This is a genomic window from Qipengyuania citrea, from assembly GCF_009828015.1.
Classification (GTDB): domain Bacteria; phylum Pseudomonadota; class Alphaproteobacteria; order Sphingomonadales; family Sphingomonadaceae; genus Qipengyuania; species Qipengyuania citrea.
The window spans coordinates 766540-793332 of sequence record NZ_WTYG01000002.1; the positions used below are offsets into that span (position 1 = coordinate 766540).

Below are 26793 nucleotides of genomic sequence, written 5' to 3' on the forward strand. Positions count from 1 at the left end.
CGAGAGAAGTTGAGGGCATCATGGCGCGGCTAGTTCCGCGAGCCGTGTGCGCACCGCGGCAAGGTCGGCATCGAACAGGCGTGCCTGTTCCTCCCGCGCGGGCCCATCGAGCCGCAGCAGATAGGACGGATGCGCGGTAACCCACAATTCGCTGCCATCCTCGAGCGGGATGGGGCGGCCCCGTGCCTTCGTGATGCTGACCGTCTTGCCCAGCATCCCGCGCGCCGCACTGGCCCCCATGGCCAGCACCAGTTTTGGCTGCACGATCGCGCGTTCGCTTTCGATCCACCAGCGGCAGGTGTCGATTTCCTTTGCGCCCGGATTCTGGTGCAGCCGCCGCTTGCCGCGCTGGACATATTTGAAATGCTTCACCGTATTGGTGACATAGGCGCCGCGCCGGTCGATCCCGGCCTTTTCCAGATGCACGTCGAGCAATTGCCCGGCGGGACCGACGAAGGGCCGCCCCGCCTGGTCTTCCTGGTCGCCCGGCTGTTCGCCCACGATCATGAGTGCGGCATCATCCGGCCCCTCGCCCATCACCGCATGGTTGTCGAGCTGGCCGATCGGGCATTTGCGGCAGGCATGGATCGCCTTGTCGATCGCCGCCAGCGTATCGGGCCGGTCCTCCAGCCCGTCCGCGAACAGCGACTTGCCCTTGTCGACCATCTGCGCCTCGCGGTTCTGCGCGCCCGCCACCAGTTCGGGGATGAGCGCGGCTTCGGGCATGTTCTTCCAGTATTTCTTGGGCATTTCCTTGAGCATCGCGCCGATCTTCAGCCGCGCGGGATTGAAGATCGAGGCGTAGTAGCTGCGCCACAGATCCTCTGTCGGATCCCCTTCGGGCGCATCGGACCGCTCGGCCGGCGGGCCTTCGGACATGGTCGTCCCGTCCCAGTGCAGCGAACCGCGCGGGGTCAGGATCGACCAGCGCATGTTCGCAAAGCGCCGCATGAAGAAGCCCGCATTGGCGCGCAGGATATGGTGATCGGGTTCGAACCAGGCGACGTAATGCTCGCCGCCTTCCCCATCTTCGTCCTCCACCAGCCGGAAGCGGACGAAGGCATGCATCTTGTGGCTGTCGCGGCGGACATTCTTGGCCAGCTCCTCCACCCGGCGCACATCGGGATCGGCCTTGTCCTCCATGATCCGCCCGTTCGCCTGCAACCGCCACAGCAGGCGATAGAGCAGCGCGAACCGCTCGGGGTCGGAATGGAGGATCGCATTACGCGCCAGCGTCACGAAGCGCTTGTTCGCGCGCACCAGCCGCGCATCGGCGGGCGGGACGGGCATGCCCCGTTCGCTTTCCGCAGCCGGTGCGGCCGCGAACAGGTCGCCATTGCCGCCCGGCTCGACCCAGGCGATACGATCGGGCGGGACGTCGCATTGCACCAGCGTGCGGGCCTGCTCGCGCCAGAACTCGAAATCGTCCGGCTCGGGCAGGTGCACCACATGGTAGGTGTCAGCTTGCAGATGCTGGAGAGCGCTCATGCGGTGAACAGCTCCAACTGCTCGGTCTTGGGCGCGAGCAGGCTGCGCAGGTCGGCACGGTCGGTCAGCATGACGGGCCGCCAGTCGACGGTGCAGATAAAGGGCCGCACCTTGGTCACCGACAGCGTCAACCGGGCCACATCGTCAAGCCGCAGATTGCGATGGCGGCGGCTGGCGAGGATCTTGCCCACCGCTTTCACCCCCAGCCCGGGGACGCGCAGCAATTGTTCCTTGGTGGCGCGGTTGACATCGACCGGGAACTGTTCGCGGAATTTGAGCGCCCAGGCGAGCTTGGGATCGATGTCGAGCGGCAGGTTGCCGTCGGCCTCGGTCGCCTGCATCACTTCGACCGGCTTGTAGCCGTAGAACCGCATCAGCCAGTCGGACTGGTAAAGCCGGTGTTCGCGGATCAGCGGCGGGCGTTTCAGCGGCAGCACCGCGCTGGCATCGGGGATCGGCGAGAAGGCGCTGTAATAGACGCGGCGCAGGCGGAAATTGTCATACAGCCGGCTCGCCTTGCCGACGATGTCCGCATCGGTCGCGGCATCGGCCCCGACGATCATCTGCGTCGACTGGCCCGCGGGGGCGAAGCGCGGCGCGTGCTTGAAGCGCTTTCTGGCGTCTTTCAGTTCGCTTATGTCGCTCTTGACCCGGCCCATCGCGCCTTCGATCTGCCGCGCATCCTTGTCAGGCGCGAGCCGGGTGAGCCCGCTGTCGGTCGGCAGCTCGACATTGATCGATACACGGTCGGCATAAAGCCCCGCTTGGTGGACGATCTCGGCATCGGCCTCGGGAATGGTCTTGAGATGGATATACCCGCGAAAATCGTGTTCTTCCCGCAGGATACGGGCGACTTCCACTAGCTGTTCCATCGTGTGGTTCGAGTTCTTCACGATGCCCGAGGACAGGAACAGCCCCTCGATATAATTGCGCCGGTAGAAGGACAGCGTGAGGTCGACCACCTCCTGCGGCGTGAACCGCGCCCGCGCGACGTTCGAACTCTTGCGGTTGACGCAGTAATGGCAGTCGAACACGCAGTGATTGGTCAGCAGGATCTTGAGCAGCGAGATACAGCGGCCATCGGGTGCGTAGGCGTGACAGATGCCCATCCCCTCGGTCGAACCGATTCCCTTGCCGCCCATGCTGGTGCGTTTGGCCGTGCCCGAGGACGCGCAGGAAGCGTCGTATTTTGCCGCATCGGCGAGAATCTCGAGCTTCTGAAGGACGGTTTGCGTAGCCATTCGTTCTATATATGTTCCACGCAGCCCCCTGCCAATGTCGAATGATGCATCGAGGCGGTTTCAGGCGCACAAACCGTGCAGGTACCAGTCGGGAGGGCCGCCCCGGCCATCGCCGATGATACCCAGGCGGTAGATCCAGTACCGCCGGCCGGCTTCGTCCTCGATCCGGTAATAGTCGCGCAGCCGCGCGCCGCCGCGTTCGCGCCACCATTCGGGCGCGATGCGTTCGGGCCCTTCAACCCGCGCCACCTCGTGCACTTGCCCGCGCCAGCGAAACCGCTGCGGATAGCCATCGGGCGTCGCATAGAGCACGGCAATGCTTTCGGGACTGTCGAGCAGCTTGAGCGGGCGCGCATGGAAAGCGAGCTGCCCTTGCGAGGATGCCTCGGGTTCGAGCGGCGGCTGCCAGCACTGCGCGCGCTCGGGAATATGGCTGGCAAAGGGCACGGGGCGCGTAACCGCCTGCGCTCCGAGACGAACGGTCAGCCGGTCGATACAGGCCGCCAGCGACGTGCCGTGGGTTTCCGCCGCGGTCTCGATATCGTCCTGGGCAAGTGCCAGCGGTTCCGCCCAGCTGGCCCGCAGGCGCAGCATCTCGATCCCGAACCCGGCATCCACATCGTCGAGCCGTGCCGCGAACAGCCGGACGATATGCGCCGGATCGCGTGTCGCGGCCGCCAGTTCGAGCCGGCGAACCACCACTTCGCCATCGACGCGCCACAACCCCAGTTCGAGGCGCCGGGCACCCTGCCCCCGCCCCTCGAGCTCGCGCGCCATGTCCCCGGCAAGATCGGTGACCACCGTATCGAGCAACTGGCGATGGCGGATCGGTTCGAGCAAGCGCCGCTGGACCAGCGGCACCTGCTGCGGAACCACGGGCAGCAGCGGTTCGGGCACGCGGCCGAGCAGCTGGTCCAGCCGGACCAGCGGGTTGGCGGCAGGCGACTTGCGGTTGCGGAAACGGCGCTGGATCGCATCGCGCCCCAGGGTCGCGATCTCGCCCAGCCGCTTGAGCCCCAGCCGGCGCAACACGGTCACCACATCCTGGTCGAGCCGCAGCGCGGCCACAGGCAGATCGGACAGGGCGCGTTCGATCGCTTCGGCCCCCTCGACGATAGCCCCGTCGCGGCCATGATGCGCCAGCGCCCAGGCGGCCCCGGCGGTGGGCGCAATCGCCGTGCGAACCGCCAGCTGTCGCTGGGCAAAGGCCTGCTGCACATCGGCAAGCAGCCGGTTCTCGCCGCCGAAGAGATGCGCCACCGCGGTCACATCGACCAGCAGCCCGTCGGGCGGGTCGAGCGCGGACCACGGCCCCCAGCGCTGCGCCCAGATTGCCAGGGTCTCGAGAAAGCCGAGATCGCCCGCCGGATCGCTGGGCGCGGTGGCGATTTCGGGGCAGAGCGTACGCGCATCGGCGAGCATCATGCCCTTGTGCGCGCCGGCAGCGGCCCCCGCACGGTTGACCGCCTCGATCCGCGGGCCGTGCGCCGTGTCGGCGATCAGCACCAGCGGCCCCCTGTCCAGCACGCGGCTGTGCTCGTCCGCCATCACGCGCCAGCGGTCGATCGCCAGCGCGGGCAGCCAGATCGACAGGATGCGGCGGGACCGCGATGATCCCGCCTCCTGCGGGCTCACGCCCGGCGCAGCGGATGGCGCAAGCGCAACCCGGCCGCCCAGTTCGCCGCCGCCTCTCCGGTTTCTTCGTCCGGCTTGCGGGCCATCAGCCCGCCCTGCTCCTCGCCCAGCACCCATTCGCCCGGCGCATGCGCGCGCGCGCGGAACAGCTCCGCCCGCCAGCGGGGCGTACCGGGGGCCCGCTGGTTCCAGTGCGGCGCAGGCGACGGGGCCGAGGCGACTTCCCAGCGCATGCGTGCCGAAGACAGGTCGCGCGCGGCATCGAGCCGCACGAGGAACAAGGGCACCCCGTGCCTTTCGCTCGCCAGCGTCAACCGGCGCGAGGCAGTGAAATCGAGCGCCTTCGGATTGCCAGCAATCTCTCCCAGCACGAAGGCCAGATCGCGGCAGCGCAATCCTTCTTCCAGTGCAAAGAGCGCATCTTCCGCCTTTTCCGCCAGGACATGGATCACCCTCCCCTGCAGGGTCTGTGGCAGGCCGGCGCGATAGGGCCGACCCACCCGCCGCGCGGCCTCGCGCGTCTGGACCCACAGCACGCTGCGCCGGTCCTGCGCTTCGTCCCCGGCTTCGCGCGGCAGGCAGCGGGCATCATCGAGCGCCAGCGCCAACGCGGCGGCGCAGCCCGCACTCTCGCGCGTGGAGGCGAAGACCTCGTTGTGCAGCGCCAGACCCTGATGTGCCGCCAACCCGGGGCGCCACCGCGTGCTGCGCCGTGCGGACAGCGCGGCAACATCGGTAAAGGCCGTGAACGGCAAGGAGACAGGATCGGGCTGGGACATGACGGAACGACTCGTTTGTTCCTTTTATGTTCCATATCGGAGCGATTCGCAATTCGGCGGACCCAGTCATCCCCCAATCACACGATCCGGGACCGAACCGCGCGCTCGTACATTGATCGGGTAAATCCAACTCAAGGAGACACCATGAAACACGCCGCAGGGAACCCCGACGAACTCAAGGAACAGTTCTGGAAGGCACTGGCAGATTCGCCCTTCCTTTTCCTCCAGCTCGACGGCCAGAGCTCTACCGCAGTGCCGATGAGCCCGCAGCTCGACAAGGATGCGAACAGTTCCATCTGGTTCTTCACGCATACCAAGAGCGATTTTGCCAAGCTCGGCCGCGCGACGGCCACTTTCGAGAGCAAGGGCCACGAGGTCTTTGCGCGCTTCGATGGCACGCTGACCCGCGAGACCAGCAAGGAGCGGTTCGACCAGTTCTGGAACAATTTCGTCGAAGCCTGGTACGAAGGCGGCAAGGACGATCCCAACATCCTGTTCCTGCGCATGGATCTCGGTGATGCCGAAATCTGGAACGGCGACCTGGGCCTGCTCACCACTGCCAAGATGGCGCTGGGCAAGACCGTGGTCGACGAAGCCGAAGAAAAGCACGCGAAGAGCGTCGACCTCTAGGATTTCGCCTCCGGGCAAACAAAGGGCCGCTCCCACATGGGGGCGGCCCTTTTCATGTCCGGCATTGCTTGTCGGCTATCCCGTTCGCTCGGCGCAATGGCGCGGTCCCGGTTCCGCCGCTGGCGGCGCTGCGCTCAGCCGCCGAGAATGGCGGGGAACAGCCCGGTGACCAGGATGATCGCCACGGCCAGCGGGCACAGCCACGCCAGCAGGAAACGCCAGATTCCGAACGCCAAGGGCGACAGGCCGGTGGTCGTACGCAGCAAGTTCGTATCCGCCTTCCAGCCGATAAATATCGACGTCAGCAGCGCCCCGACGGGCAGCATGACCTTGCCTGTGAAGCCATCGACCGTGTCGAGGATATCGGTATCCGCGAACAGGTCCCAGAAGCCCAGCGGGCGGACATCGGACCACACGTTGTAGCCCAGCAGACAGGCGATCCCGATCAGGAACGCACCGCCGCCGAAGATCAGGGCCGACTTGGGCCGGCTCCAGCCGCGCTCGCCGATCCCGTAGGCGGTCGGCACTTCGAGCAGCGAAATCGAGCTGGTGACCGCGGCGACCAGGATCAGCAGGAAGAACAGCAGGCCGAACAGCGCCCCGCCGGGCATCGTCTGGAAGGCGAAGGGCAGCGTCTGGAACACCAGCGTCGGACCGGCAGCGGGATCGAGCCCGACTGCGAAGACGATCGGGAAGATCATCAGACCGGCAAGCAGCGCCACGCAGGTATCGGCGATCGCGATGATCGCGGCCGTCGGGCCGAGCGCGCTGCCTTCCTTGATATAGGAGCCGTAAGTGATCAGCCCGGCCACGCCGAGCGAGAGCGAGAACAGCGCCTGGCCAAGCGCCGAGTTCATGACTTCGGGGGTAAGTTTCGACCAGTCGGGGGTGAACAGGAACGCCGCCGCGTCGCCGATGTCGCCTTCGATCGCGCCATAGATCACCAGCCCGACAAGCAGGACGAAGAACACCGGCATAAGGTAGGTGGCGGCCTTCTCGATGCCCGAGCTGACGCCGCGCGCAACGATGTAGAGCGTCAGTCCCATGAACAGGAAATGCACTGCCAGGAGCAGACCGGGATTGGCGAACATGTCGCCCAGCCGCTGCTGGATCTGTTCGCGGCTTTCCCCCGCCAGCGCGCCGCGGAACGGATCGCCTGCCATTATGGCCTGCGCGAGGTCGCTGCCCATCACGCCGACGTAATACAGCACCCAGCCGGCAACCACCGAATAGAACGCCACGATCAGGAAGGCGGCGAGCGCGCCGACCGCACCGAACACCGACCATCCCGGGCTCGCCTGCGACTGCGCCGCCACCCGGCGAATCGAGCCGATCGCGTCGGTCTGGCCCACGCGTCCGATGAATATCTCCGACAATACCAGCGGCAGGCCGAGCAGGAACACGCAGGCGATGTAGACGATGACGAATGCGCCGCCCCCGCTCTCGCCCGCCAGCGTCGGAAACCGCCAGATATTGCCCAGCCCGACCGCGGCCCCCACCGCGGCAAGGATGAATGCCGTGCGCGAGGACCAGCCTTCGCCCGTCGAACTCGTGGTGGCGACCATGTTCAGATTGTTCCTCTCAAACCGCGGCGATCCCGGCCGCGCCTCACATGCCCGCCCTTAAACACACAATCTTGCGAGAATCCAAGCTTCGCTTTGCCATCGTTCCCGTGCTTGCTAGTGGGTGCCCATGTCCACCACCTTCCAGCTCGATACCAGCACCAGCAGGGCCAACCCCACTCCCCAGCCGATGAAGCGGCTGACGGTCCCGAAAATCCGTGCGCACAAGGCCGATGGGGAAACCGCCAAGCCACTGGTGATGCTGACCGCTTACACCGCGCGGCAGGCGCAATTGCTCGATGCGCATTGCGATATGCTGCTGGTCGGGGATTCGCTGGCGCAGGTGATCTACGGCCTGCCCACCACCATCCCCGTCACGCTCGACATGATGGCCACCCACGCCGCGGCGGTCGTGCGCGGCAGCTATCATTCGGTGGTCGTGGTCGACATGCCTTTCGGGTCGTACGAACAGTCGCCCCAGCAGGCCTTCGAAAGCGCGACCTTCCTGCTCAAGCAATCGGGCGCGGCCGCGGTCAAGCTCGAAGGCGGCGCGCAGATGGCGGAAACGGTCAGTTTCCTCAACCAGCGCGGCATCCCGGTGATGGGCCATGTCGGGCTCACCCCGCAGGCGGTGAATGTGCTGGGCGGCTATGCTGCGCGCGGCCGCAGCGACGCCGAGGCGGAGAAGATCGTCGGCGATGCGCGCGCCCTCGACGAGGCGGGCGCCTTTGCCATCGTGCTCGAAGGGGTACTCGAACCCATCGCCATCGAGGCGACCGGTGCAGTGTCGTGCCCCACCATCGGCATCGGCGCCTCGGCGCAATGCGACGGGCAGGTGCTGGTGACCGAGGACATGCTGGGCATGTTCGAGAGGGTCCCGCGCTTCGTGAAGAAGTATGCCGACATCGCCGGGGTCATCGAAACGACCGTGGCGCAATATGCCGAGGAAGTGCGGGGCCGCAGCTTCCCCACTCCCGACCAGACCTATCAGCCGAAGAGCTGACAACCGGGCGCAGACCATGGAAACAATCCGCAATTACTACACGTTTTCGTTCGGCTTCACCGCAGTCTGCTTCGCGCTGGCCGCATGGTATGGCTGGTCGAGCACGGGATCGATCACCGCCACGCTCGGCATCCTCTGGATCGTTGTAGTGCTGTCGATTCTCGAAGTGTCGCTGAGCTTCGACAATGCGGTGGTCAACGCCACCGTGCTGCGCGACATGGACCCGGTCTGGCAACAGCGGTTTCTGACCATCGGCATCCTGATCGCCGTGTTCGGCATGCGGATCGTGTTCCCGATCGCGATCGTTGCCATCGCTGCGCGCGTCGGGCCGCTCGAGGCGGTTTCGCTATCGCTCAACAATCCGGCGGAATACGAACGGATCGTCTCCGAAGCGCATATCGGCATCGCCGGCTTCGGCGGCGCCTTCCTGGCGATGGTCGGGCTGACCTTCTTCTTCGACAACGACAAGGAAGTGCACTGGATCGCCGCGATCGAGAAGGCGATCAACAAATTCTCGAATGTGCCCGCAGTCGAGATCGGGCTGGTGCTCGTACTCGTCTATTGGGTTTCCACCCTGCTCGTTCCGGCCGACAAGATCACCTTCCTCACTGCCGCAGTTCTCGGCCTGGTGACCTTCATCGCCGTCCACGCGATCGCCGCGATCATTGAGGAACGCGAAGCGGCCAAGAAGGCGGCCGGCCAGATCGTGAAGTCCGGTCTCGGCGGGTTCCTCTATCTCGAAGTGCTCGACGCAAGCTTCAGCTTCGACGGCGTGATCGGGGCCTTCGCGCTGTCGAACAACATGGTGATCATCGCGCTGGGCCTGTCGGTCGGGGCAATGTTCGTACGTTCGATGACGATCCACCTCGTGCGGACCGGCACGCTGGCGCAGTATCGCTATCTTGAACACGGGGCCTTCTGGGCGATCATCGTGCTGGGCGTGATCATGCTGCTGTCGGCGCGCTATCACATTCCCGAAACGATCACCGGGCTGCTGGGCGCGGTGCTGATCGGTCTCAGCTTCTGGTGGTCGGTGCGCCATAACCGGCGCTTTCCGGCCGATGCGGTGACGACGCCAGCCGACTAGCGATCGGCGCGGCGACCACCAGCTGGAAGAAGTGGTACAGCAGCAGCGCGATCACCAGGAAGCCGGCCTCTTCGGGCGGAAACAGGATCGTCGCCAGCGGCGCACCCACCGCCGCGCTTTTCTGCGCCCCGGCGAACAGGAAGGCGATGCGATCGGCCCGCTGGAGGCGGAGCGCGCCGCCCGCCAGCCATGCGCCCAGATTGCCCGCCAGCAGGAAGGCGGCGACCAGCGCGCCGATTACCGCCCAGTCGATGCCCGCGACGCGCGACCAGATGCCCTGCTCAACCGCACCCGAGAATGCGACATAGACAGCCGCCGAAATGGCGAAGCGGTCGATCCAGGCGATCTTCGGCTTGTGCTGCGCGATGAAGCCCGAGGTACAGCCCTGCACGGCCTGCCCAATGGCGAAGGGCAGGATCAGCAGCAGCATGATCTTGCCGATCACTTCCATCCCCACCGCCCCGCTGCCGCTGCCGCCCAGCGCGAGGAACAGCGGCACCGTGACGAACACGCCCAGGATGTTGAGCAGTGCCGCGCCGACGACCGACAGCGCCACATTGCCCCCAGCAAGCGAGCTGTAAGAGGTTGCCGATTGGACGGTGGAAGGCAGCGTTCCCAGATACAGGAACCCCAGCGCGACCGACGGCGCCAGTAATCCCTGTCCGATCGAGGCGAGCGCCAGCCCGACCAGCGCCATCGCCCCGAACACCCACAACACCAGCGGGACGAGGAAACGCCAGTTCGCGAAACCGGCGACGATATCTCGCCGGGCGATCCGCATGCCGTTGAGCAGGAAGAGAACGAAAATTGCGGCATTTGCCACCATCTGCGCCCAGCCGCGCGCATCACCGGTGGCGGGCAGCAGCGCAGCGACGGCGATCGCCGCCACCAGCATGCGCAGCATCGGGTCGGTCAATACGGTTCTGAAACTCATCGCCCTGCCCTGCCTGCCGGCGAAACGCTTGTCGAGCGGGTCAGCGCGATTGCAGCGAGCGCAGCTTGGCTTCCAATTCGGCGCGCGCGGCGCTCCCGTCATCGGGCATGGCTGCAAGCAGCGCGGAGATCGCCAGCGGGTTCATCGGTTCGAGTTCGTGCGCGGCGAGCGCATAGCTCATTGCCTCGTCCGCGTCGCCCAGCTGCCGCGCCCCGACGCTGCGCGCGGCGAGCACCCACGGCACGCGGCCCATGCCGAGATCGAGCGCGTGATCGAGCAGGCCGACCGCGCGCGGCCAATCGCCTTGCGTGGCGTAGCTATCGGCCAGTGCAGCCGCCGCCTCGCCGTTCATCGGGTTCTGCCGGACATAGTCGGCGAGCATCCTCTGCGCGCGTGGCACATCGTCCTGCGCTCGCGCCAGCCGCAGAGCGAGCGGCCACCCCAGGCGGATCCGGGCGGCGCGACCATAGGCGGCGCGCGCGGCGGGCTTGTCCCCCACGGCAAAGCTTGCATCGCCCAGAACCGCCTGCGCATCGGCCGAGCCGGGAAAGCGGCGCGCCAGTTCGGCTGCGCGCGTCACTGCCGCCTCACCGTCGCCCGCGACGATGGCATGGCGCACCTGATCCCTGAGCTGCAGTGCCCCGGTCGCTTGCGACGTCGGCGCAATCCGTACCGGCGAAAGGCTCGGCAGCGCGGTCAGCTGGCCCGATGCAATCGCCGGCTGATCGAGGAACCGCGCAGCGCGGGCGCGGTCGCCCAGCGCCTCGTAAGCGCGGCCGATCAATGTGCGCAGATAGGCCGATGCGGGATCGTCGGCCACGATACCGGCAAACCGGCGGACCAGCTCGCGCTCGCCAGCGCTGCGCGACAGGGCAAAGGCCAGTAAATCGCGAATCCGGCGGTTGTCGGGTTGGCGGGAATACAGCCGATCGAGCGTCACGGCGGCGATCGCGTAGTTTTCCTGCTGCAGGTCGATCAGCGCCGACAGCAATTGCGCCGAAGCGACCCCGTCCTTCGCCAGACCCGAGCGTTCCAGCAGATCGCGGGCCAGCGCGACATCGCCGCCCCGCGCGGCAATGACCGCCTGGACGAACAGTCCCCGGGGCGCCGCCGCGGCAGTCCCGTCCCCGCCCCGCAGAACCGCCAGCGCGTCTTGCGCGCGCCCCGCATCGCTCAGCGTTGCGGCGAGATCGAGCCGCAGTTCCCGGTTCTGCGGGTGCAGCTCCAGCGCACGGGCAAACCACTCCGCACCGGTTGCGAGGCCCTGCGCATCGCGGGCCAGCTGGCCGCGAAAGCGCAGCGCTTCGGCATGCGCGGGATCGATTGCCAGCGCGCGGTCGACCGCCTCGAGTGCCTGCGCCTGTTCGCCCCCGGCATAGCGCAGCCGGCCGATATCGACCCACAGTCCCGCACTGGCGGGATCGGCGCGATAGGACTGGTCGAAAGCCGCGCCGGCAGCCGGAAGGTTCCCCTGCGCCATTTCGAGCCGGCCGAGGCTCCGGAACCCCTCGGCGCGGGTCTCCGCAGAAAACTCGCCCGGCTCGAGCCAGGCGCGTGCCAGCGCGAGGTCGCCTGCGAGCAATGCCCGTTCGCCGTGCATTGCCGCGATGTCGGCCCGCTGCTGCGCGGCCTGCGTCGGCTCAGCGGCGCCCGTCCCGGACGGATCCTCCACCGGGCCATCGCAGGCGGTAAGGCCCGGCGCTGCCAGGACGAGTCCCGCCAGGAGCGCCAGGTCACGCGTGCAGATCATACTGCTTGAGCAGGTCGTAGAGCGTCGGCCGGCTGATCCCCAGCAGCTTGGCGGTGTTCGAGATGTTGCCCTCGCTGCGCGCCAGCGCCTGGCGGATCATCCGGCGATCAGCCTGTTCGCGCGCCGCCTTCAGGTTGAGCGCGATATCCGCGCCGTCTGCCGCGCTTTGCGTCAGGTCGAGATCTTCGGCGGTCACGAGCTTGCTGTCGGCCATGATCACCGCGCGCTTCACGCGGTTCTCCAGTTCGCGGACATTCCCCGGCCAGGCCCAGCTGTCGATCGCGGCGAGCGCATCGGGCGCGAACCCCTTGACCTGCGGGTTCATTTCCTTCGCCAGCCGGGTCAGGAAATGCTTCGCCAGCAGCACCGCATCGCCGGGCCGTTCGGACAGCGGAGGCACCTTCACCACGATTTCGGCAAGCCGATAGAACAGGTCTTCGCGGAAGGTGCCCGCGCCGATCATCGCCTCCAAATCCTGGTGCGTGGCGCAGACGATCCGCGTGTCGACCGAAATAGCCTTGCGGCCCCCGACGCGTTCGATCGTGCGTTCCTGCAGGAAGCGCAGCAGTTTGACCTGCAAGGGCAAGGGAATATCGCCCACCTCGTCGAGGAACAGCGTGCCCCCATCGGCCAGTTCGATCTTGCCCGGCGTCGTCTTCACCGCGCCGGTAAAAGCGCCCTTCTCGTGCCCGAACAGCTCGCTTTCGAGCAGGTTTTCCGGGATTGCCGCGCAATTGATCGCGACGAAGGAACCGTCCTTGCGAACGCTGCAATCGTGGACGCCGCGCGCCAGCAGCTCCTTGCCCGTACCGCTCGCGCCGAGCAGCATCACCGACACATTGGTCGGCGCCACGCGTTCGATGGTGCGCGCGACCTTGGCCATTTCGGGCGCGGCCGTGATCATCGAACCGAGCACTGTGCGCTCGTCACCGATCTGTTCGGCCAGACGGCGGTTTTCGCTCTCTATCTGGTGCAGCCGGTAGGCGCGCTGGACGATCAGCCCGAGCGTGTCGATATCGACCGGCTTCTGGTAGAAATCGTAGGCGCCTTCCTCGACCGCGCGCAGCGCGCTTTCGCGCGCGCCGTGGCCCGAGGCGACGATCACCTTCGTATCGGGCTTGATCGCCATGATCGCCTCGAGCACCGCGAACCCTTCGCTGGTTCCGTCGGGATCCGGCGGCAGGCCGAGATCGAGCGTGACCACCGCGGGTTCTTCCGCCCGCACCGCTGCCACGGCGGTTTCTCGCGTATCCGCCAGAATCACGTCGAAATCCTCATAGGCCCATTTGAGCTGGGCCTGGAGCCCTTCGTCATCCTCGACGATGAGCAGTTTCGGCTTTCTTTCCGCCATTATGCGACCTCGTTGTTGTCTGCGGAATTGCTGCGCCTGATCAGCGAACTGGCCGCCTGTATCGGCAGGCTGATCGTAAAGCGGGTGCCGAGCCCTTCACGCGATTCGACGTCGACCCTGCCGCCCATCGAACGGATCAGTTCGCGCGCTTCGAAGGCACCGATCCCGAACCCGCCATTCTTCGAAGACACGAACGGCTTGAACAGGCTGTTGCGAATGAATTGCGGCGACATGCCATGGCCGTTGTCGATCACGGTGACCTTGCCCGACATGCCGTCGCTATACACCTCGACCATCACCGAACTGTTGGTATCGCTGGCATCGATCGCGTTCTGGACCAGATGGACCAGCGCCTGGTCGAAGGCTTCGGGATTGCCTTCGACGGCGACCGGCTCGGACCGCAGGACGGCGACCGGGTGAAACTGGCTCAGCTGCTCAACCGTGCGCCGCGCAGCGACTGCCAGATCGAAGCGGCGGACCGCTTCAGACGTCCCCCCGCCATAGCGGCCCAGCCGGCTGAGCAGCGCGTTGAGCTTGTCGGCGCTGTTGCGCAGCGTGACGAGCATGTCCTCGCGGAACTCTGGCTTGTCGGCGTGTTTCTCGGCATTGCGCAGCAGCAGCGACATCTGGCTGGAGAGGTTCTTGATGTCGTGCATGACGAAGGCCATGCGATGGTTGAATTCCTCGAACCGGCCCGCCTCGAGCAGGGCGGTCTGGCTGGCCTGTTCGGCCAGATAGCTGGCCAGCTGGCGTCCCACGACCGCGAGGAGGTCGAAGTCTTCCCAGTCGAGCTTGCGCGCCACCAGCGGCCGCGCGAGGATGACGAGGCCGACGAGGCGGTCGAAATGCATCAGCGGGACGGCCGCCCACGCCGATCGGTCGTGCCGCAGCCACTGCGGAATATGCGCCAGTTCGCCGTGATGGTCGATGCCCGCCCGCAGTTCGTCGAAATCGAGGATCAGCTCGCTGTCCTCGAGCAGTTTCGCCAGCGCCTCGGGGGCTGCCGTGGTGGGCAGGTTGCGTCCCGGCCAGCGCCAGTTGGCCGCGAGTTCGAGGTCCCCCTCGTCGCCCGGCACCAGCAGCAGGCCAGACGGGCTGTCGGTGATATCGGCCAGCGCTTTGACCGTACGCTCCTGCAGGGTGATGTTGTCGAACCCGGTGGTGCCGATCGTGTCGGTAAAGCGGATCCACTCGGTGCGGTAGTCGTACCGGTGCTTGAACAGGTGCTTGACCGCGGTGACCCGCAACCAGCCGCGCAGGCGGTCCGAAGGCAGCCAGATCAACGCCAGCGCACCCGCCGCGATGATCAGGCCCACCTGTGTCAGCCGGGCCAGATCGCCGCTGAGCATGTTGAGCCAGCGCGCGATGCCCAGCATCACTGCAAGATACCCCCCGATCAGCAGCAGCGAGAGGAAGCGGAAGGTGACCGCGCGCGACGGGCTGAAGGCGAGTTCGGAAGAATTGCGCGTGAAGCCGATCGCGAAGGGTACGGCGAAGATGGCTGCCGCCAGTCCGCGCAGGACGGCCAGCTCGCCCGGCGGCGATCCCATGATGTAGGCGATGGTGAAATAGTTGAGGTCGAACGCCCACAGCCCCGCCAGGGCAGCAACGCTCCATCGCAGGATCTCGCGCGAGGTCGCGGCGGCACCGGCATAGAGATTGTGGAGCAGCACCAGCGCGCCGACCGCCACCATCACGCGGAACAGCGCCGCGGTATCGAATGTCAGCAGCGCAAGCTCGGGCGTGACCGCATAGCGCCGGGCGATGAGCAGCAAGAGGAATTGCATGACCTCGACCAGCACCAGCGCGACCACCACCGGTCGCACCAGCCGCAAGGTCTCGTCGCGGCCATCGTTGCTGAACAGGCGGAACAGGACGAACAACCACGCGAGATTGCGGGCGATCTCGGTGAGCTCGACAATCGGCCGGCCCGGCTCGAAGCTAGCCGCGGCGAAGCACCAGTTGGCAGTCAGCGCCACAGCGACGATCGCGGGTGTGCGGTCGCCACGCGCGGGATCGCCCTTGCGCCCGATCCAGATCGCCGCAAGCGCGCAGACGATCGCCCCGATCGTGTAGGCGACATAGGACAGGCTGCCGACGAGACCCATCACCGCGCACCGTCCGGCCAGAGGATGACCCGCGCGGTCTGCAACAGGATCAAAAGGTCGAGAAACGGCGTGTAATTCTTGGCGTAATAGAGATCGTATTCGAGCTTGTGGCGCGCGTCTTCGGTGTTGGCGCCATAGGGGTAGTTGATCTGCGCCCAGCCGGTGATGCCCGGCTTCACCACATGGCGCTCCGCATAATAGGGCAGCGCCTTTTCCAGTTCGGAGACGAAGGCGGGCACTTCGGGACGCGGGCCGACGAAACTCATCTCGCCCTTGAGCACGCTCCAGGCCTGCGGCAGTTCGTCGATGCGCACGGTCCGGATCACCCGTCCGACCCGCGTCACCCGCGGATCGCCCTTCTCCGCCCACTGCGCCCCGTTCGCCTCGGCATCGAAGCGCATCGAGCGCAGCTTTATCAGCGTGAAGGTCTGGCCGTAGAGGCCGACGCGCTTCTGGCGGAAGAATGCCGGGCCGCCGGTTTCCAGCTTCACCAGCACCGCAAAGATACCGATCAGCGGCAGACCGACGATCAGCAGCAGCAGGCTGGCAACGATATCGAACGTCCGCTTGCCGATGCTCGACAAGCGCCGGCCGGCGGAAAACCCGTCGGAGAAAATCAGCCAGCTGGGGTTGAGCGTGTCGAGATCCACCCGTCCCAGCTCACGTTCGAGAAAGCTGGAGAAGTCGTTGACGTGGACGCCCTGCGTCTTGACGCGCAGCAGGTCTTTCAGCGGAAGCGAATTGCGCCGTTCCTGCAGCGCGAGCACGACCTCGGTCGCACCGACGCGGTCGGCGAACCGGCCGAGATCGGAAATCGATTCGCGCTGCACGGCGGTGGCGATCAGCGGCGCGGTTTCCCCCATCGCGACGAAGGCACCGATCCTGAAGCCGCTTTCGGGCCTGTGCGACAGGCGCTCGAGCCGCCTGGCGCGTTCGCCTGCACCCAGCACCAGCACCGTCCGCCGGAACGCCTCGGCGCCCAGCATCCGGCTTGCGAGGATCCGGTTCGCCACGAGCACGAGGATGGCGATCCCCATCGCGTACAGCAGGACCGAGCGCCACAGCGCCGAACCGGGGAGGACGAAATTGACCAGCGATATGGTGAGCACGCCCAGGCTGACCGCCACCAGCAACCGGGCAGTCGCGAAGCGGATCGAGCGCAGCGCCTCGGGGCCATAGGAGCCCACGGCGATCATCCCCAGCCAGATGACTCCGGCGAAAACCCCGATTTCGACCGCGCGATCGGAAACTTCCCCGACGCCCGTGCCGATCTGCATCACGCGCAGCCGCCACGCGGCTTCGCCTGCCAGCAGCAGCAACATGAAGTCGATCAGGGAAAGCAGCACCACATTGTAGGAAATGTAATGCTTGAACAGGCGGATCATCCGAACCGGCTCACCAATGGTTAGTGTCGGGATGCTTGACTAGCAGACAGGAATGAACCGTCGGTAAACTTTACACATCACGCCTGTAAGCGATCCGATCAGGACTGTGCGCGCGGCTAGGCCACTTCGAATTCGAACGGGGTCACGCCGCGCCGCGTGCGGTCGAAGGCCAGCTTGCGGCCCAGCGGCGGCAAGGACCGCTGGCTGCATCCCTCGCGGTGGCAGCGCGCGCAGCCGGGCCCGATCGGCTGCGCATCGTCAGTGCGCAGCGATACGCCGCGCGCATGCGCCAGATCGGTCGCCAGCACCGCCTCGATCCCCAGCGCGACGACGAATTGCGCTTCGCCCGGCGCACCGCTGCCCTCCACCGTGCGGGCCATCGTCAGCCAGCCACCTTCGCGGTCTGCGGCATTGTCGGGGGTGACGAACTGGACTTGCAACTCCCCTGCGCGGTCGAACGCGCGGTGCGCGTGCCACAGCGGGCAGCTGCTGGCGGAATCGACGAAACGCGCGGTGCTGGCACCGGTAATCGTCTTGGAAAACTGGCCGGCCCGGTCGAGCCGGATCATGAAGAAGGGCAGCCCGCGCTGGCCCACCCGCTGGAGCGTGGTCAGCCGGTGGGCAAGCTGTTCGAAGCTGACCGCGAAACGCCGTTCGAGAACCGGCAGATCGTAGCCGGTGGCCTCGCAGGCGCGCAGGAACCGGCCATAGGGCATGATCAGCGCTGCCGCGACATAGCCGGTGAGATGCCGTTCGAACAGCGCCCGGGCCGCCTCGTCATCGAACCGCGCGCCGCGCGCGACCGCTTCGATGACGTCGGCGAATTCGAGCTGCGCGATCTGCAGCGCCAGCTGGAAATTGCGCGAAGGCATGCTGAGCATTTCGGACAGCTGGATCTGCCGGGCATGCAGGTCGAGCCGGCGCAGGCTGCCGGGCAGGATGTCGCGCGGCAAGATCCGTACGGACAGCTGGTGGCGTTCGCGCAGGCGTTCGGTCAGGGCGATCCCGATGTCCCCCCGCGACAGGCGCATCTCGTCCGCCAGCTCCTCCGCGGCGTTGTCCAGATCGGCAAAATGGTTGCGCCAGCGCTCGATTTCGCGGCGCGAGGCGGACAGCGGATCGTCAGCCTCTAGCCCCGCCGGTCCCGCCTTGTCGTAAAGCCGCGCGAATGCGGAAGCGAGCTGCGGGGACGCGGCGAGAAATTCCTGCACTTCATCGCGGTCGATCCCGAGATCGGCAAACCGCTCGTCGGCGAACCGGCGGATGAGGCCCTCGACGCCTCCGATAGCCTCGTCGCCGCGGAGCGAGCGGGGATCGAAATCGAACTGCGAGACCAACTGCATCATCACCCGCGCGCTGACGGGGCGCTGGTTGCGCTCGATCAGGTTTAGGTAGCTGGGCGAGATATCGAGCCGTTTGGCGGCGGCCGCCTGCGTCAGGCCCTCGCGCTTACGAAGCCGCCGGATTGCCGGGCCGGCGAAAAGCGATTCCTCGGTCACGGTGTCACTTTCTTTACAACTTTACAGGCCCATTAGCGGCGCGGGGGCGCGATATACAAGATAATTTGTAAATTTCCCTGTCATCAGTCGGGCTATCGGGCCATCAGGGTCTCCGAAATCAGACCAATAAGGAGTTCCCCCGTGAGCTATTCGGACCGGATCGAAGAAATGAACCAGACCATCGCCGCCAATGGCGCGCCCTGGGGCGCCATCGATGGCGAAAGCGCCGCGCGCATGGTCGTCCAGAACCGCTTCCGCACGGGTCTCGACATTGCCCGTTACACCGCGAAGATCATGCGCGAAGACATGGAGGCCTACGACCGCGACCCCGCCAACTACACCCAGTCGCTCGGTACGTGGCACGGCTTCATCGCGCAGCAGAAGATGATCTCGATCAAGAAGCATTTCGGCAACACCAAGCGCCGCTACCTCTATCTCTCGGGCTGGATGGTCGCCGCGCTGCGCAGCGAATTCGGCCCGCTGCCCGACCAGTCGATGCATGAAAAGACCTCGGTCCCCAATCTGATCGGGGAACTCTACACCTTCCTCAAGCAGGCCGATGCCCGCGAACTGGGCATGATGTTCCGCGATCTCGACGCGGCCCGCGATGCCGGCGACCAGGTGGAAGCACAGCGCCTGCAGAAGGCCATCGACGACCACGAGACGCACGTCGTGCCGATCATCGCCGATATCGACGCCGGTTTTGGCAATGCCGAGGCGACCTACCTGCTCGCCAAGAAGATGATCGAAGCCGGTGCCTGCGCGCTCCAGATCGAGAACCAGGTGTCGGACGAAAAGCAGTGCGGTCACCAGGACGGCAAGGTCACCGTGCCGCATGAGGAATTCCACCAGAAGATTCGCGCGATCCGCTATGCCTTCCTCGAACTGGGCGTTCCCGAAGGCATCATCGTCGCCCGCACCGACAGCCTCGGCGCCGGGCTGACCAAGTCGATCGCCTATTCGAAGGAACCCGGCGACCTCGGCGACCAGTACAACAGCTTCCTCGATTGCGACGAAGTCGATGCCGCCGACATCAAGAACGGCCAGGTCTTCATCAGCCGCGACGGCAAGCTGCTGGCGCCCAAGCGCCTGCCCAGCAACCTGTACCAGTTCCGTCCCGGAACCGGCGAAGACCGCTGCGTGCTCGACTGCATCACCGCGCTGGAAGCAGGGGCCGACCTGCTGTGGATCGAAACCGAGAAGCCGCATGTCGAGCAGATCGCCGGCATGGTCGACCGGGTCCGCGAAGTCGTCCCCAACGCCAAGCTGGTGTACAACAACTCGCCCAGCTTCAACTGGACGCTCAACTTCCGCCAGCAGGTCTATGATGCCTGGGCCGAAGCGGGCAAGGACGTCTCCGCCTATGACCGCGACCGGCTGATGAGCGTCGATTACGACGGCACCGACCTTGCCGCCGAAGCCGACGAGAAGATCCGCACCTTCCAGGCCGATGGTTCGAAGCGCGCCGGCATCTTCCATCACCTGATCACGCTGCCGACCTACCACACGGCTGCGCTGAGCACCGACAACCTCGCCAAAGAATATTTCGGGGAACAGGCGATGCTCGGCTACGTCAAGAACGTGCAGCGCGAAGAAATCCGTCAGGGTATCGCTTGCGTGAAGCACCAGAACATGGCTGGTTCGGACGTCGGCGACGATCACAAGGAATACTTCGCCGGTGAAGCGGCCCTCAAGGCCGGCGGCAAGGACAACACGATGAACCAGTTCGCAGCCGCCTAAGGAGAGGAAGGATGACGACTATGGCAGACGACACTCCGAAGACCGAACCGGGCCGCGCCCGGGCGCTCTTCTCGACGGCGGACTTCCGCCTCCTGCGGACGGCGCTGACGCATTACGCCCGCGCCACCGACGACCGCGAGGAGCTGGCCCGGATCAACGCCCTGCACCACCGCCTCGGGACCTACGTCCCCGCGGAAGACTAGACCCGATCAACAGTTCTCCTGGGGAGGAGAATACGGCCGTCGGAGCGACCCCAAACGCTCCGGCGGCCACACTTTTATCGGGCGTCAGCTTCCCTCGTTCGGCATCAGCCTGATCGCCGCCGATGCGAGAGCCTCGGCACCGGTCGCAATCACCTTCTCCGCATCGGGCGCCCAGAAGGGCGAATGCAGCGAAGGCAGCGGCGTGCCGTCCTCTTCGAGCCGGTCGAGCAGCGGTTGCGGCGTACCGCTGATCCAGAAGATCATCGATTTGACGTCCTCTGGCGCGGCCCGGCGGAACTGGCTGAAATCCTCGCCGCCCATGACCGCCGGCCATTCCATGACCCGCTCATCGCCGAACCGCTGCCGGAAACCCGCCGCGATGCTCTCGCTGAAATCGGGATCGTTGAAGGTCGACGGCGTATAGGGGTCCTCGACGGTGATTTCGGGCATCAGGGTCTCGGGCAGTCCGGCCGTGATCGCCTCGCCGCGCGCCACCCGCCGGATCCCGTCGAGCAGTAGCTGGCGGCTCTCGTCCGAATAGCTGCGCACCGTCAGCTGCAATTTCGCTTCGTCGCTGATGATGTTGTGCTTGGCCCCGGCATGGAAGCTGCCCACGGTGATCACGGCGGGATCGAGCGGCGAGGAACTGCGGCTGACCACCGTCTGCAGCTTCATCACTATCGCGCTGGCCAGCACCACCGGATCGACCGTGGTGTGCGGATAGGCACCGTGCCCGCCGATGCCCTTCACCGTGATGTCGACGCTGTCGACATTGGCCAGTGCATAGCCGGGCGTGTAGCCGATGGTCCCCGCCGGGGCGGGCGCGGCGGCATCGTGGAATGCCAGCGCGTAATCGGGCTTGGGGAACTTGGTATAAAGCCCGTCATCGAGCATCGCGAGCGCGCCGAGGCCGATCTCCTCCGCCGGTTGCAGCACCATCACCAGCGTGCCCTGCCACTGGTCCTTGTGATCGACCAGCAGGCGCGCGGCACCGATGAAGCCCGCCATGTGTGTGTCGTGGCCGCAGGCATGCATCACGCCGGTGGTCACGCCGCTGGCGGGCGTGGCAGTCTGCGTCGAGGCATAGGGCAGCCCGGTCTGCTCGACCACCGGGAGGCCGTCCATGTCGGCGCGCAGGAGGACGGTCGGCCCATCGCCATTGCGCATCACCGAGACCACGCCCGTGCGTCCGACACCCTCGGTCACTTCGAAACCCAGCGCGCGCATCCGCGCGGCCAGCTTGGCCGCGGTCTCGTGCTCCTCGAAGCTGAGTTCGGGGTTCGCATGCAGGTCGCGATAGAGTTCCATCAGCTCGGGCATATCGGCCGCCAGCGTCTCGCGCAGGTCGTTCGCCTGGGCTGGCGCTGCGGTGGCCACGGCCAGCGCCGCCAGCGCGGTAGAAGTGAATTTGGAAACCATCTCGGCTCTCCCTATTGGATGGAACAGTTGGAACGCGGGCCCGCGGCAGAAAACGCGCGTTGCCGGACCCGCGAAACTTGCGGCTGCCTTGTGTCACGGAGCGGCGCGGCAGGAAAGACGCCGGCGATCAGAATGGCCTCCCCGTCTCCGGGTCGTCGGGGACCGGGGCCAGCGCCGCGGGATCGACCTCGCGCCAGCGCGGCTCGCGGTTGAGCCGCGCGTTGTAGAGATAGTTGAAGGTCGCCGGATCGCGCGATGGTTCGTCGAGCGCCCCGCCGCTGCGCGCGCGCACGGCCTCGCGGTCGTATCCCATCGCTGCCAGCAGCGTCGGAGCGATCATGTAGTGGCTGGCAGCCCCGCCGGGCGTGAACGCGAGCGCCCCCGCCCCGCCCTGCAGCACCACCAGCGGCACCGCGCCTTCCTCGGGCCGCGGGTCGACCGAGCAATGCGTGGTCGTCCCGCCCTTGCCGCCTTCATGCAGGTTCTGCCCGTGATCGGCTGTATAGATGACCAGCGCATCGGCCAGCTCGGCGCGCTCCAGCAGCCGGTCGAAAAAGGCACCGACGCTCCATTCGAGCGTGTTGCGATAGGAATTGCGGTAGCGCCGCCAGTCCGCCTGCGAACCGCCGAAGCCGGTGCGCGATCCGGTATCGGTCACATCGAGGAAGCCGCCGCGCGGCAGGATCGGCCGGTAGCGGGCATGGCTGTCGGGAAACTTGTCGTGGATCGGGAAATGCGCCCCGACCTTGTTGATCAGGATGAAGGACGCAGTGCCGTCGCCCAGCAAGTGCGCGAGCCGGTCGGCAACGGCCATGTCGCGGTCCCGCACCGCCAGCCCGCCGAACTGGATGAAGCGGTCGATGCGCTCGCGTTCGCGCGGCGTCATCTGGTTCTGCATCGCGCCGCCGGAACGCTGGGCATCGATATAGACCGTCTCCAGCCCGGCATGCGCGGCATAGTCCCACAGCGAGGGCCCGACCGCGATGTCGCGGCGGTAGCTGTCCCGCGTCCCGGCAAAACGCAGCACGAGATTGGAACCGGCGCTGCAGTTGGTCGCCGAAGCGGCCACTCCGAAATTGGCGATCTCGACCCCGGGCCGCGCCTCCGCAAGGCCAGAACGCACCCCGCGCGGATGGTTGATATCGAGATAGTGGCCCGAGATGCTTTCATCGACGATCAGCACGATATCGCGGTACAGCGGCGCCCGGACATGTGCGATCGAGATGCCCTTGCGCGGCCCGAGATCGCCTGCCGCTCGCTCATACGCCGCCAGGACGGCATAGCTGAGCGCGGCATAGCCGCCCGGTAGCGCCTTGAGCCCGTCTCCGCCGCGCGTAAAGGCAAGCAGCGTGAACAGGACGAGCGCCGCGGGCATGGCCAGTGCCGGCGTGTTGGCGCGGGTACGCGCCCGGCGGCGCGGCGGCCACGCCACTGCGATCAGCAGGACCGCCGGTCCCGGCAGGCTGCGCCACAATGCAGCTTCGTTCTGGTCCATTGCATCCCCGGCAAACTCGGCCGCGGTGATGAGGTCGATGAACGCGCCATAGGTGAGGAATTCGAGCGAGGAGCGGGCATAGGCTTCGATTACGAAGCTGGCGGCGAACAGCAGCAGTGCGAGGCCCCCGCGCAGCAGCGCATTGGCGGTGTAGGCGGCACCGATTATGCCGCACAGCGCCGCCAAGACCAGCACGGTATAGGCAAGCGGCCCTGCGATCCCGCCGATATCGCGCAGGCGGTCGAAGAACTCGGGCAGGAACAGGATGCCGTACAAGGCCAGCAGCGCGGGCTTCGCGAACCGTCGCGGCCGCGCGCTCTCGGCAATCACAATTGATAGGTGACGGCCAGGCCGACCGACAGCAACGTGACCATGATCAGGACCAGCGGCACCCCGGTGCGGACATAGTCCTTAAACTCATACGACCCTTCCGCCATGATCAGCATGTTGGTCTGGTAGGCGATCGGGGTCGCGTAACACAGGTTGCAGCCGAACAGCACCGCCAGCACCAGCGGCTCGGGCGGGAGATCCAGCTTTGCGGCAATGGCAAAGGCGATTGGCGTGCCCACCGTTGCCGCGGTCGCATTCGAGGCGAAATTGGTGAGGAAGGTCATTGTCAGCATGATCGCGGCCAGCGCCGCGGGCGCGGACAGGTATTCCAGCCCGAAGGCCATTACCCCGCCGATCCAGTCGGCGGCCCCGCTGTCGAGGATGACCCGGCCCAGCGCGATGCTGGCGGCGACCAGCACGATAACGCTGCCCGACAACCCCCGCCCGACGCGGTCGAACCGCACGCAGCCGGTCACGAACATCAGGATCGCCCCGGCCAGCGACGCGATGGCGATCGGCACCAGCCCGACCGAAGCGAAGGCGATCGAACCGCCCATGATCGCCGCCGCCAGCGTCGCTTTCGACCGGCGGGGCAATTCGCGGACCCCCTCGAGCTGCAGCAGGCTGTCCGAGCGGGCAAAGTGCTGCATGTCATCGGGCAGGCCCATCACCAACAGCACGTCGCCTTCGGCAAAGCGCATGTCGCCGACTTCGGAAAACTGTTCTTTCTCGCCCACCAGGCGCGCGGGACGGTGGGTCCCGATCACCGCCACGCCGAACAGGTCGGCGATCCCCGAGCTTGGCAGCGTCCGCCCGATTAGCCGCGAATCCGCAGTGACGATCATCTCGCCGACCGCGATGTCGGTGCGCGTCTCGCTCGAGCGGCGGCGGATGCGGTCGATCACCCAGCTGGGCGCCGCATCGCCGCGCAGCGTAGCCATCGCCTCCTCGATCGCTTCATGCGTCCCCGTCATCCGCAGCCGGTGCTGCGGGCGCAGCAGGCCGACCGGAACGTCGTGGAACTCGATCCCGGCCGGCAGGCGCGACTGCAGTTCCGACAGCTGGCGCCCGTTGAGGATCGAATCCTCGGTCACGCGCAGGCGGGTTTCGAACAGGCGCTGGGCATGGACCGTCTCGATCCGGTTGTCGCCCAGCATGCGCGGCATGACGATCCATACGAAGGGCAGCGCCACCAGCGAGGCGATCAGCACGATCGGAGTGAAGTGGAAGACGCCCATTTCGGGCATCCCCAAATCGACCGCGATCGACACGACGAGGATATTGGTGGACGTGCCGATGGTGGTGGCCATGCCGCCCATCAGCGATGCCGCATTGAGCGGGATCAGCGTTTTCGACGCCGCCATCGCGCCGCGCATCGCCAGCTGGACGAAGATCGGCATGAGCAGCACCAGCACCGGCGTGTTGTTGACCCCCATCGACAGCAGGAAGGTCACCACCAGCGAGAACAGCAGGCCCAGCTGGAGGTTGATCTTGAACAACCGCTCGAGGAAACGCGCCGCGGGATCGAGCGCGCCGGTGACCACCAGCCCGCGCCCCATGATCATCAGCGCGCAAATGGTGATCAGAGCGTAATGGCCGAAACCCGAAAATGCGAGGCTCAAGCCGTCGATCGGCTGCGTGTCGTCGAGCGGGAAGAAATACAGCCCCACCGCGATGACGGCGATCGTCATCAGCGAGATGATCTCCACCGACATGCGCCCGCGCGCAAAGGCAATGAACATGGCGATGGTGATGCCCATCGCCGCTATTGCATGGTAGGAAGGGACCCCGATCATTCAGGCACGGGAATCCCAAACTCCGTCTGGATGTGCAAGCATTTAGTTTGGTACCCCTGGCCGGACTCGAACCGGCACTTCAAAGAAACTCGATTTTGAGTCGAGCGCGTCTACCAATTCCGCCACAGGGGCACTGGGTCGGGAGCGCGGGGTTAGCCGCGCCCTCGGCCGGCATCAAGCCTTCAGCGCATTCGCCAGCAATTTGTGCAGCTTCGAATGCAGCGCATCATTGGCGGCAAGGATCTGCTTGGCATGGATCGGCTGCGAACGGCCGCGGAAATCGGACACGAAGCCGCCGGCCTCGCGCACAATCAGGCAGCCCGCCGCGGTATCCCAGTCGTTGAGGTCGCTTTCCCAGAAGCCGTCGAACCGGCCCGCGGCCAGCCATGCGAGGTCGAGCGAGGCCGCGCCGAACCGGCGGATGCCCGCGACCTGCGGCCCGATGGCAGCGAAGATCTTGGTCCAGTCACCGAAATCGCCATGCCCCTGGAAGGGAATGCCGGTGGCGATCAGCGAGTCAGCCAGATTGCGCCGCGCCGAGACCCGCAGGCGGCCGTCGTGCAGCCATGCGCCGCGCGTTTTCTCGGCCCAGAAGGTCTCGTCGGTCACCGGGTTGTAGATCACTCCGGCAGTGACATCGCCCCAGCCGCCGCCGCCGAGCTTGGGTTCCTGCACTGCGATGCTGATCGCGAAATGGGGGATGCCGTGGAGGAAGTTGCTGGTCCCGTCGAGCGGGTCGACGATCCAGCGGGGCTTGTTCTCGTCGCCTTCGATGACGCCCGCTTCTTCCATCACGAAGCCCCAGTCGGGGCGCGCGGCGAGCAGTTCGTCGTAGAGGGTGCGTTCGGCGATGCGGTCGGCCTTGGAGACGAAGTCCGCCGGGCCCTTGCGGCTCACCTGGAGGTGCTCGACTTCGCCGAAGTCGCGGCGCAGGCGGCCACCCGCCTTGCGCGCGGCTTTCTCCATTACGCGGATGACACCCGATAGAACGGCCATGGAAACTCTCTTATTCGGTAAGGACGCGGATCGAACGCGCCTGGAGGTGGATCGTGCCCCATTCGCAGGCCATGTCGAACTTCGTGCCTTCGATGTTGAAGGACTGGATCGCGAAGCGGCGCTGGGTCTGGTCGGGATGCTCGGCGCGCTCGAGGCCAAGCTTCGAGATCCCGGCGAATTTGAGCAGGCCCGGATGGAAGCAGCAGTCGTCGCCCGCGCCCGGCGTTTCGTAATCGGGGTGCGCGGGCTCGAGGCAGAAGTCCATCTCCAGCGTCAGTTCGTCATCGTTGATGATCACCGCGCGCAAGACGCTGCGCGTGACATCGATGTTCTCGAACCGGCTGGCGATGGACTTGCCCATG

At 66.2% G+C, this 26793-nt stretch carries 21 protein-coding genes and 1 tRNA gene; 5 read left to right on the forward strand and 17 right to left on the reverse strand.

The annotated features are described in order from the left end of the window. Positions 1–18: 18 nt before the first annotated feature. From GRI55_RS09240 to GRI55_RS14890, 4 genes are all read right to left on the reverse strand, one after another. Positions 19–1488 carry a UdgX family uracil-DNA binding protein gene (locus GRI55_RS09240; protein ID WP_160766919.1) on the reverse strand — a complete coding sequence of 490 codons (1470 nt, stop codon included), beginning with the start codon at positions 1486–1488 and terminating at the stop codon, positions 19–21. Beyond that, positions 1485–2729 carry a putative DNA modification/repair radical SAM protein gene (locus tag GRI55_RS09245; protein WP_063513180.1) on the reverse strand — a complete coding sequence of 415 codons (1245 nt, stop codon included), beginning with the start codon at positions 2727–2729 and terminating at the stop codon, positions 1485–1487. The genes GRI55_RS09240 and GRI55_RS09245 overlap by 4 nt, the downstream gene beginning before the upstream one ends. A 60-nt stretch (positions 2730–2789) precedes the next feature. Further along, on the reverse strand, positions 2790–4277 hold the full coding sequence (locus tag GRI55_RS09250) for a DNA polymerase Y family protein (RefSeq protein ID WP_237452488.1): 1488 nt from the start codon (positions 4275–4277) through the stop codon (positions 2790–2792). 83 nt (positions 4278–4360) lie between these two features. Beyond that, the gene (locus GRI55_RS14890) at positions 4361–5143 is read right to left on the reverse strand and encodes a hypothetical protein (RefSeq protein ID WP_202392408.1); all 783 of its coding nucleotides are present in this window, start codon (positions 5141–5143) and stop codon (positions 4361–4363) included. A 144-nt stretch (positions 5144–5287) separates the two neighbouring features. On the opposite strand from GRI55_RS14890, the gene GRI55_RS09260 reads away from it, so the two are divergent. After that, positions 5288–5773 (forward strand): pyridoxamine 5'-phosphate oxidase family protein, encoded by a 486-nt coding sequence (locus GRI55_RS09260; protein WP_063513182.1) that lies wholly within the window; start codon positions 5288–5290, stop codon positions 5771–5773. 134 nt (positions 5774–5907) lie between these two features. Here GRI55_RS09260 and GRI55_RS09265 read toward each other — a convergent pair whose 3' ends face one another. Further along, entirely contained in the window at positions 5908–7338 is a 1431-nt protein-coding gene (locus GRI55_RS09265) for a sodium-dependent transporter (protein ID WP_050600669.1), read from the reverse strand. Positions 7339–7465: 127 nt separating this feature from the next. On the opposite strand from GRI55_RS09265, the gene panB reads away from it, so the two are divergent. Both panB and GRI55_RS09275 read left to right on the forward strand, forming a co-directional pair. Beyond that, the gene (gene panB / locus GRI55_RS09270; protein WP_063505867.1) at positions 7466–8338 is read left to right on the forward strand and encodes a 3-methyl-2-oxobutanoate hydroxymethyltransferase; all 873 of its coding nucleotides are present in this window, start codon (positions 7466–7468) and stop codon (positions 8336–8338) included. A 16-nt stretch (positions 8339–8354) separates the two neighbouring features. After that, on the forward strand, positions 8355–9425 hold the full coding sequence (locus GRI55_RS09275) for a DUF475 domain-containing protein (RefSeq protein WP_063505868.1): 1071 nt from the start codon (positions 8355–8357) through the stop codon (positions 9423–9425). Here GRI55_RS09275 and GRI55_RS09280 read toward each other — a convergent pair. The 6 genes from GRI55_RS09280 to GRI55_RS09305 form a co-directional block, all read right to left on the reverse strand. After that, positions 9355–10359 (reverse strand): bile acid:sodium symporter family protein, encoded by a 1005-nt coding sequence (locus GRI55_RS09280; protein WP_160766921.1) that lies wholly within the window; start codon positions 10357–10359, stop codon positions 9355–9357. The genes GRI55_RS09275 and GRI55_RS09280 overlap by 71 nt on opposite strands. A gap of 40 nt (positions 10360–10399) precedes the next feature. Beyond that, complete coding sequence (locus GRI55_RS09285) at positions 10400–12109, reverse strand: tetratricopeptide repeat protein (RefSeq protein ID WP_160766922.1); 1710 nt, start codon at positions 12107–12109, stop codon at positions 10400–10402. After that, positions 12093–13460: a PEP-CTERM-box response regulator transcription factor gene (gene prsR, locus GRI55_RS09290; RefSeq protein WP_160766923.1), complete on the reverse strand. Its 1368-nt coding sequence runs from the start codon at positions 13458–13460 to the stop codon at positions 12093–12095. The genes GRI55_RS09285 and prsR overlap by 17 nt, the downstream gene beginning before the upstream one ends. Beyond that, positions 13460–15568, reverse strand: coding sequence for an XrtA/PEP-CTERM system histidine kinase PrsK (gene prsK / locus GRI55_RS09295; RefSeq protein WP_063505805.1), 2109 nt, complete (start codon positions 15566–15568; stop codon positions 13460–13462). The genes prsR and prsK overlap by 1 nt, the downstream gene beginning before the upstream one ends. Next, complete coding sequence (locus tag GRI55_RS09300; protein ID WP_160766924.1) at positions 15568–16953, reverse strand: TIGR03013 family XrtA/PEP-CTERM system glycosyltransferase; 1386 nt, start codon at positions 16951–16953, stop codon at positions 15568–15570. The genes prsK and GRI55_RS09300 overlap by 1 nt, the downstream gene beginning before the upstream one ends. A gap of 116 nt (positions 16954–17069) precedes the next feature. Beyond that, positions 17070–18452 carry a short-chain fatty acyl-CoA regulator family protein gene (locus tag GRI55_RS09305; protein WP_063535401.1) on the reverse strand — a complete coding sequence of 461 codons (1383 nt, stop codon included), beginning with the start codon at positions 18450–18452 and terminating at the stop codon, positions 17070–17072. 141 nt (positions 18453–18593) lie between these two features. Between GRI55_RS09305 and GRI55_RS09310 the strand changes: the two genes are divergently transcribed. Both GRI55_RS09310 and GRI55_RS09315 read left to right on the forward strand, forming a co-directional pair. Beyond that, positions 18594–20192: an isocitrate lyase gene (locus tag GRI55_RS09310; protein ID WP_160766925.1), complete on the forward strand. Its 1599-nt coding sequence runs from the start codon at positions 18594–18596 to the stop codon at positions 20190–20192. 11 nt (positions 20193–20203) lie between these two features. Further along, positions 20204–20395 carry a hypothetical protein gene (locus GRI55_RS09315; RefSeq protein ID WP_369795408.1) on the forward strand — a complete coding sequence of 64 codons (192 nt, stop codon included), beginning with the start codon at positions 20204–20206 and terminating at the stop codon, positions 20393–20395. 84 nt (positions 20396–20479) lie between these two features. Here the strand turns inward: GRI55_RS09315 and GRI55_RS09320 are convergent, their stop codons facing one another. The 6 genes from GRI55_RS09320 to GRI55_RS09345 form a co-directional block, all read right to left on the reverse strand. Next, positions 20480–21814, reverse strand: a complete 1335-nt coding sequence (locus GRI55_RS09320; protein WP_160766926.1) for an amidohydrolase — start codon at positions 21812–21814, stop codon at positions 20480–20482. Between the two features lie 127 nt (positions 21815–21941). After that, on the reverse strand, positions 21942–23639 hold the full coding sequence (locus tag GRI55_RS15240) for a sulfatase-like hydrolase/transferase (protein ID WP_160766927.1): 1698 nt from the start codon (positions 23637–23639) through the stop codon (positions 21942–21944). Then, on the reverse strand, positions 23636–25435 hold the full coding sequence (locus GRI55_RS09330; protein ID WP_197458066.1) for an SLC13 family permease: 1800 nt from the start codon (positions 25433–25435) through the stop codon (positions 23636–23638). Before GRI55_RS09330 ends, GRI55_RS15240 begins: the two co-directional genes overlap by 4 nt. A 48-nt stretch (positions 25436–25483) precedes the next feature. After that, a tRNA-Leu gene (locus GRI55_RS09335) sits at positions 25484–25567 on the reverse strand. A gap of 42 nt (positions 25568–25609) precedes the next feature. Continuing rightward, positions 25610–26431: an inositol monophosphatase family protein gene (locus GRI55_RS09340; RefSeq protein ID WP_050600681.1), complete on the reverse strand. Its 822-nt coding sequence runs from the start codon at positions 26429–26431 to the stop codon at positions 25610–25612. A 10-nt stretch (positions 26432–26441) separates the two neighbouring features. Continuing rightward, positions 26442–26792 (reverse strand): hypothetical protein, encoded by a 351-nt coding sequence (locus GRI55_RS09345; protein ID WP_063505120.1) that lies wholly within the window; start codon positions 26790–26792, stop codon positions 26442–26444. Position 26793: the final 1 nt, after the last annotated feature.

Coding starts and splice junctions, on each gene's coding strand:
- GRI55_RS09260 (WP_063513182.1), top strand. CDS start 5,288: ATGAAACACGCCGCAGGGAACCCCGACGAACTCAAGGAACAGTTCTGG.
- GRI55_RS09330 (WP_197458066.1), bottom strand. CDS start 25,435: ATGATCGGGGTCCCTTCCTACCATGCAATAGCGGCGATGGGCATCACC.
- prsK (WP_063505805.1), bottom strand. CDS start 15,568: ATGGGTCTCGTCGGCAGCCTGTCCTATGTCGCCTACACGATCGGGGCG.
- GRI55_RS09280 (WP_160766921.1), bottom strand. CDS start 10,359: ATGAGTTTCAGAACCGTATTGACCGACCCGATGCTGCGCATGCTGGTG.
- GRI55_RS09275 (WP_063505868.1), top strand. CDS start 8,355: ATGGAAACAATCCGCAATTACTACACGTTTTCGTTCGGCTTCACCGCA.
- GRI55_RS09240 (WP_160766919.1), bottom strand. CDS start 1,488: ATGAGCGCTCTCCAGCATCTGCAAGCTGACACCTACCATGTGGTGCAC.
- prsR (WP_160766923.1), bottom strand. CDS start 13,460: ATGGCGGAAAGAAAGCCGAAACTGCTCATCGTCGAGGATGACGAAGGG.
- GRI55_RS09285 (WP_160766922.1), bottom strand. CDS start 12,109: ATGATCTGCACGCGTGACCTGGCGCTCCTGGCGGGACTCGTCCTGGCA.
- GRI55_RS09340 (WP_050600681.1), bottom strand. CDS start 26,431: ATGGCCGTTCTATCGGGTGTCATCCGCGTAATGGAGAAAGCCGCGCGC.
- panB (WP_063505867.1), top strand. CDS start 7,466: ATGTCCACCACCTTCCAGCTCGATACCAGCACCAGCAGGGCCAACCCC.
- GRI55_RS09250 (WP_237452488.1), bottom strand. CDS start 4,277: ATGGCGGACGAGCACAGCCGCGTGCTGGACAGGGGGCCGCTGGTGCTG.
- GRI55_RS09320 (WP_160766926.1), bottom strand. CDS start 21,814: ATGGTTTCCAAATTCACTTCTACCGCGCTGGCGGCGCTGGCCGTGGCC.
- GRI55_RS09345 (WP_063505120.1), bottom strand. CDS start 26,792: ATGGGCAAGTCCATCGCCAGCCGGTTCGAGAACATCGATGTCACGCGC.
- GRI55_RS09300 (WP_160766924.1), bottom strand. CDS start 16,953: ATGATCCGCCTGTTCAAGCATTACATTTCCTACAATGTGGTGCTGCTT.
- GRI55_RS14890 (WP_202392408.1), bottom strand. CDS start 5,143: ATGTCCCAGCCCGATCCTGTCTCCTTGCCGTTCACGGCCTTTACCGAT.
- GRI55_RS09315 (WP_369795408.1), top strand. CDS start 20,204: ATGACGACTATGGCAGACGACACTCCGAAGACCGAACCGGGCCGCGCC.
- GRI55_RS09245 (WP_063513180.1), bottom strand. CDS start 2,729: ATGGCTACGCAAACCGTCCTTCAGAAGCTCGAGATTCTCGCCGATGCG.
- GRI55_RS09265 (WP_050600669.1), bottom strand. CDS start 7,338: ATGGTCGCCACCACGAGTTCGACGGGCGAAGGCTGGTCCTCGCGCACG.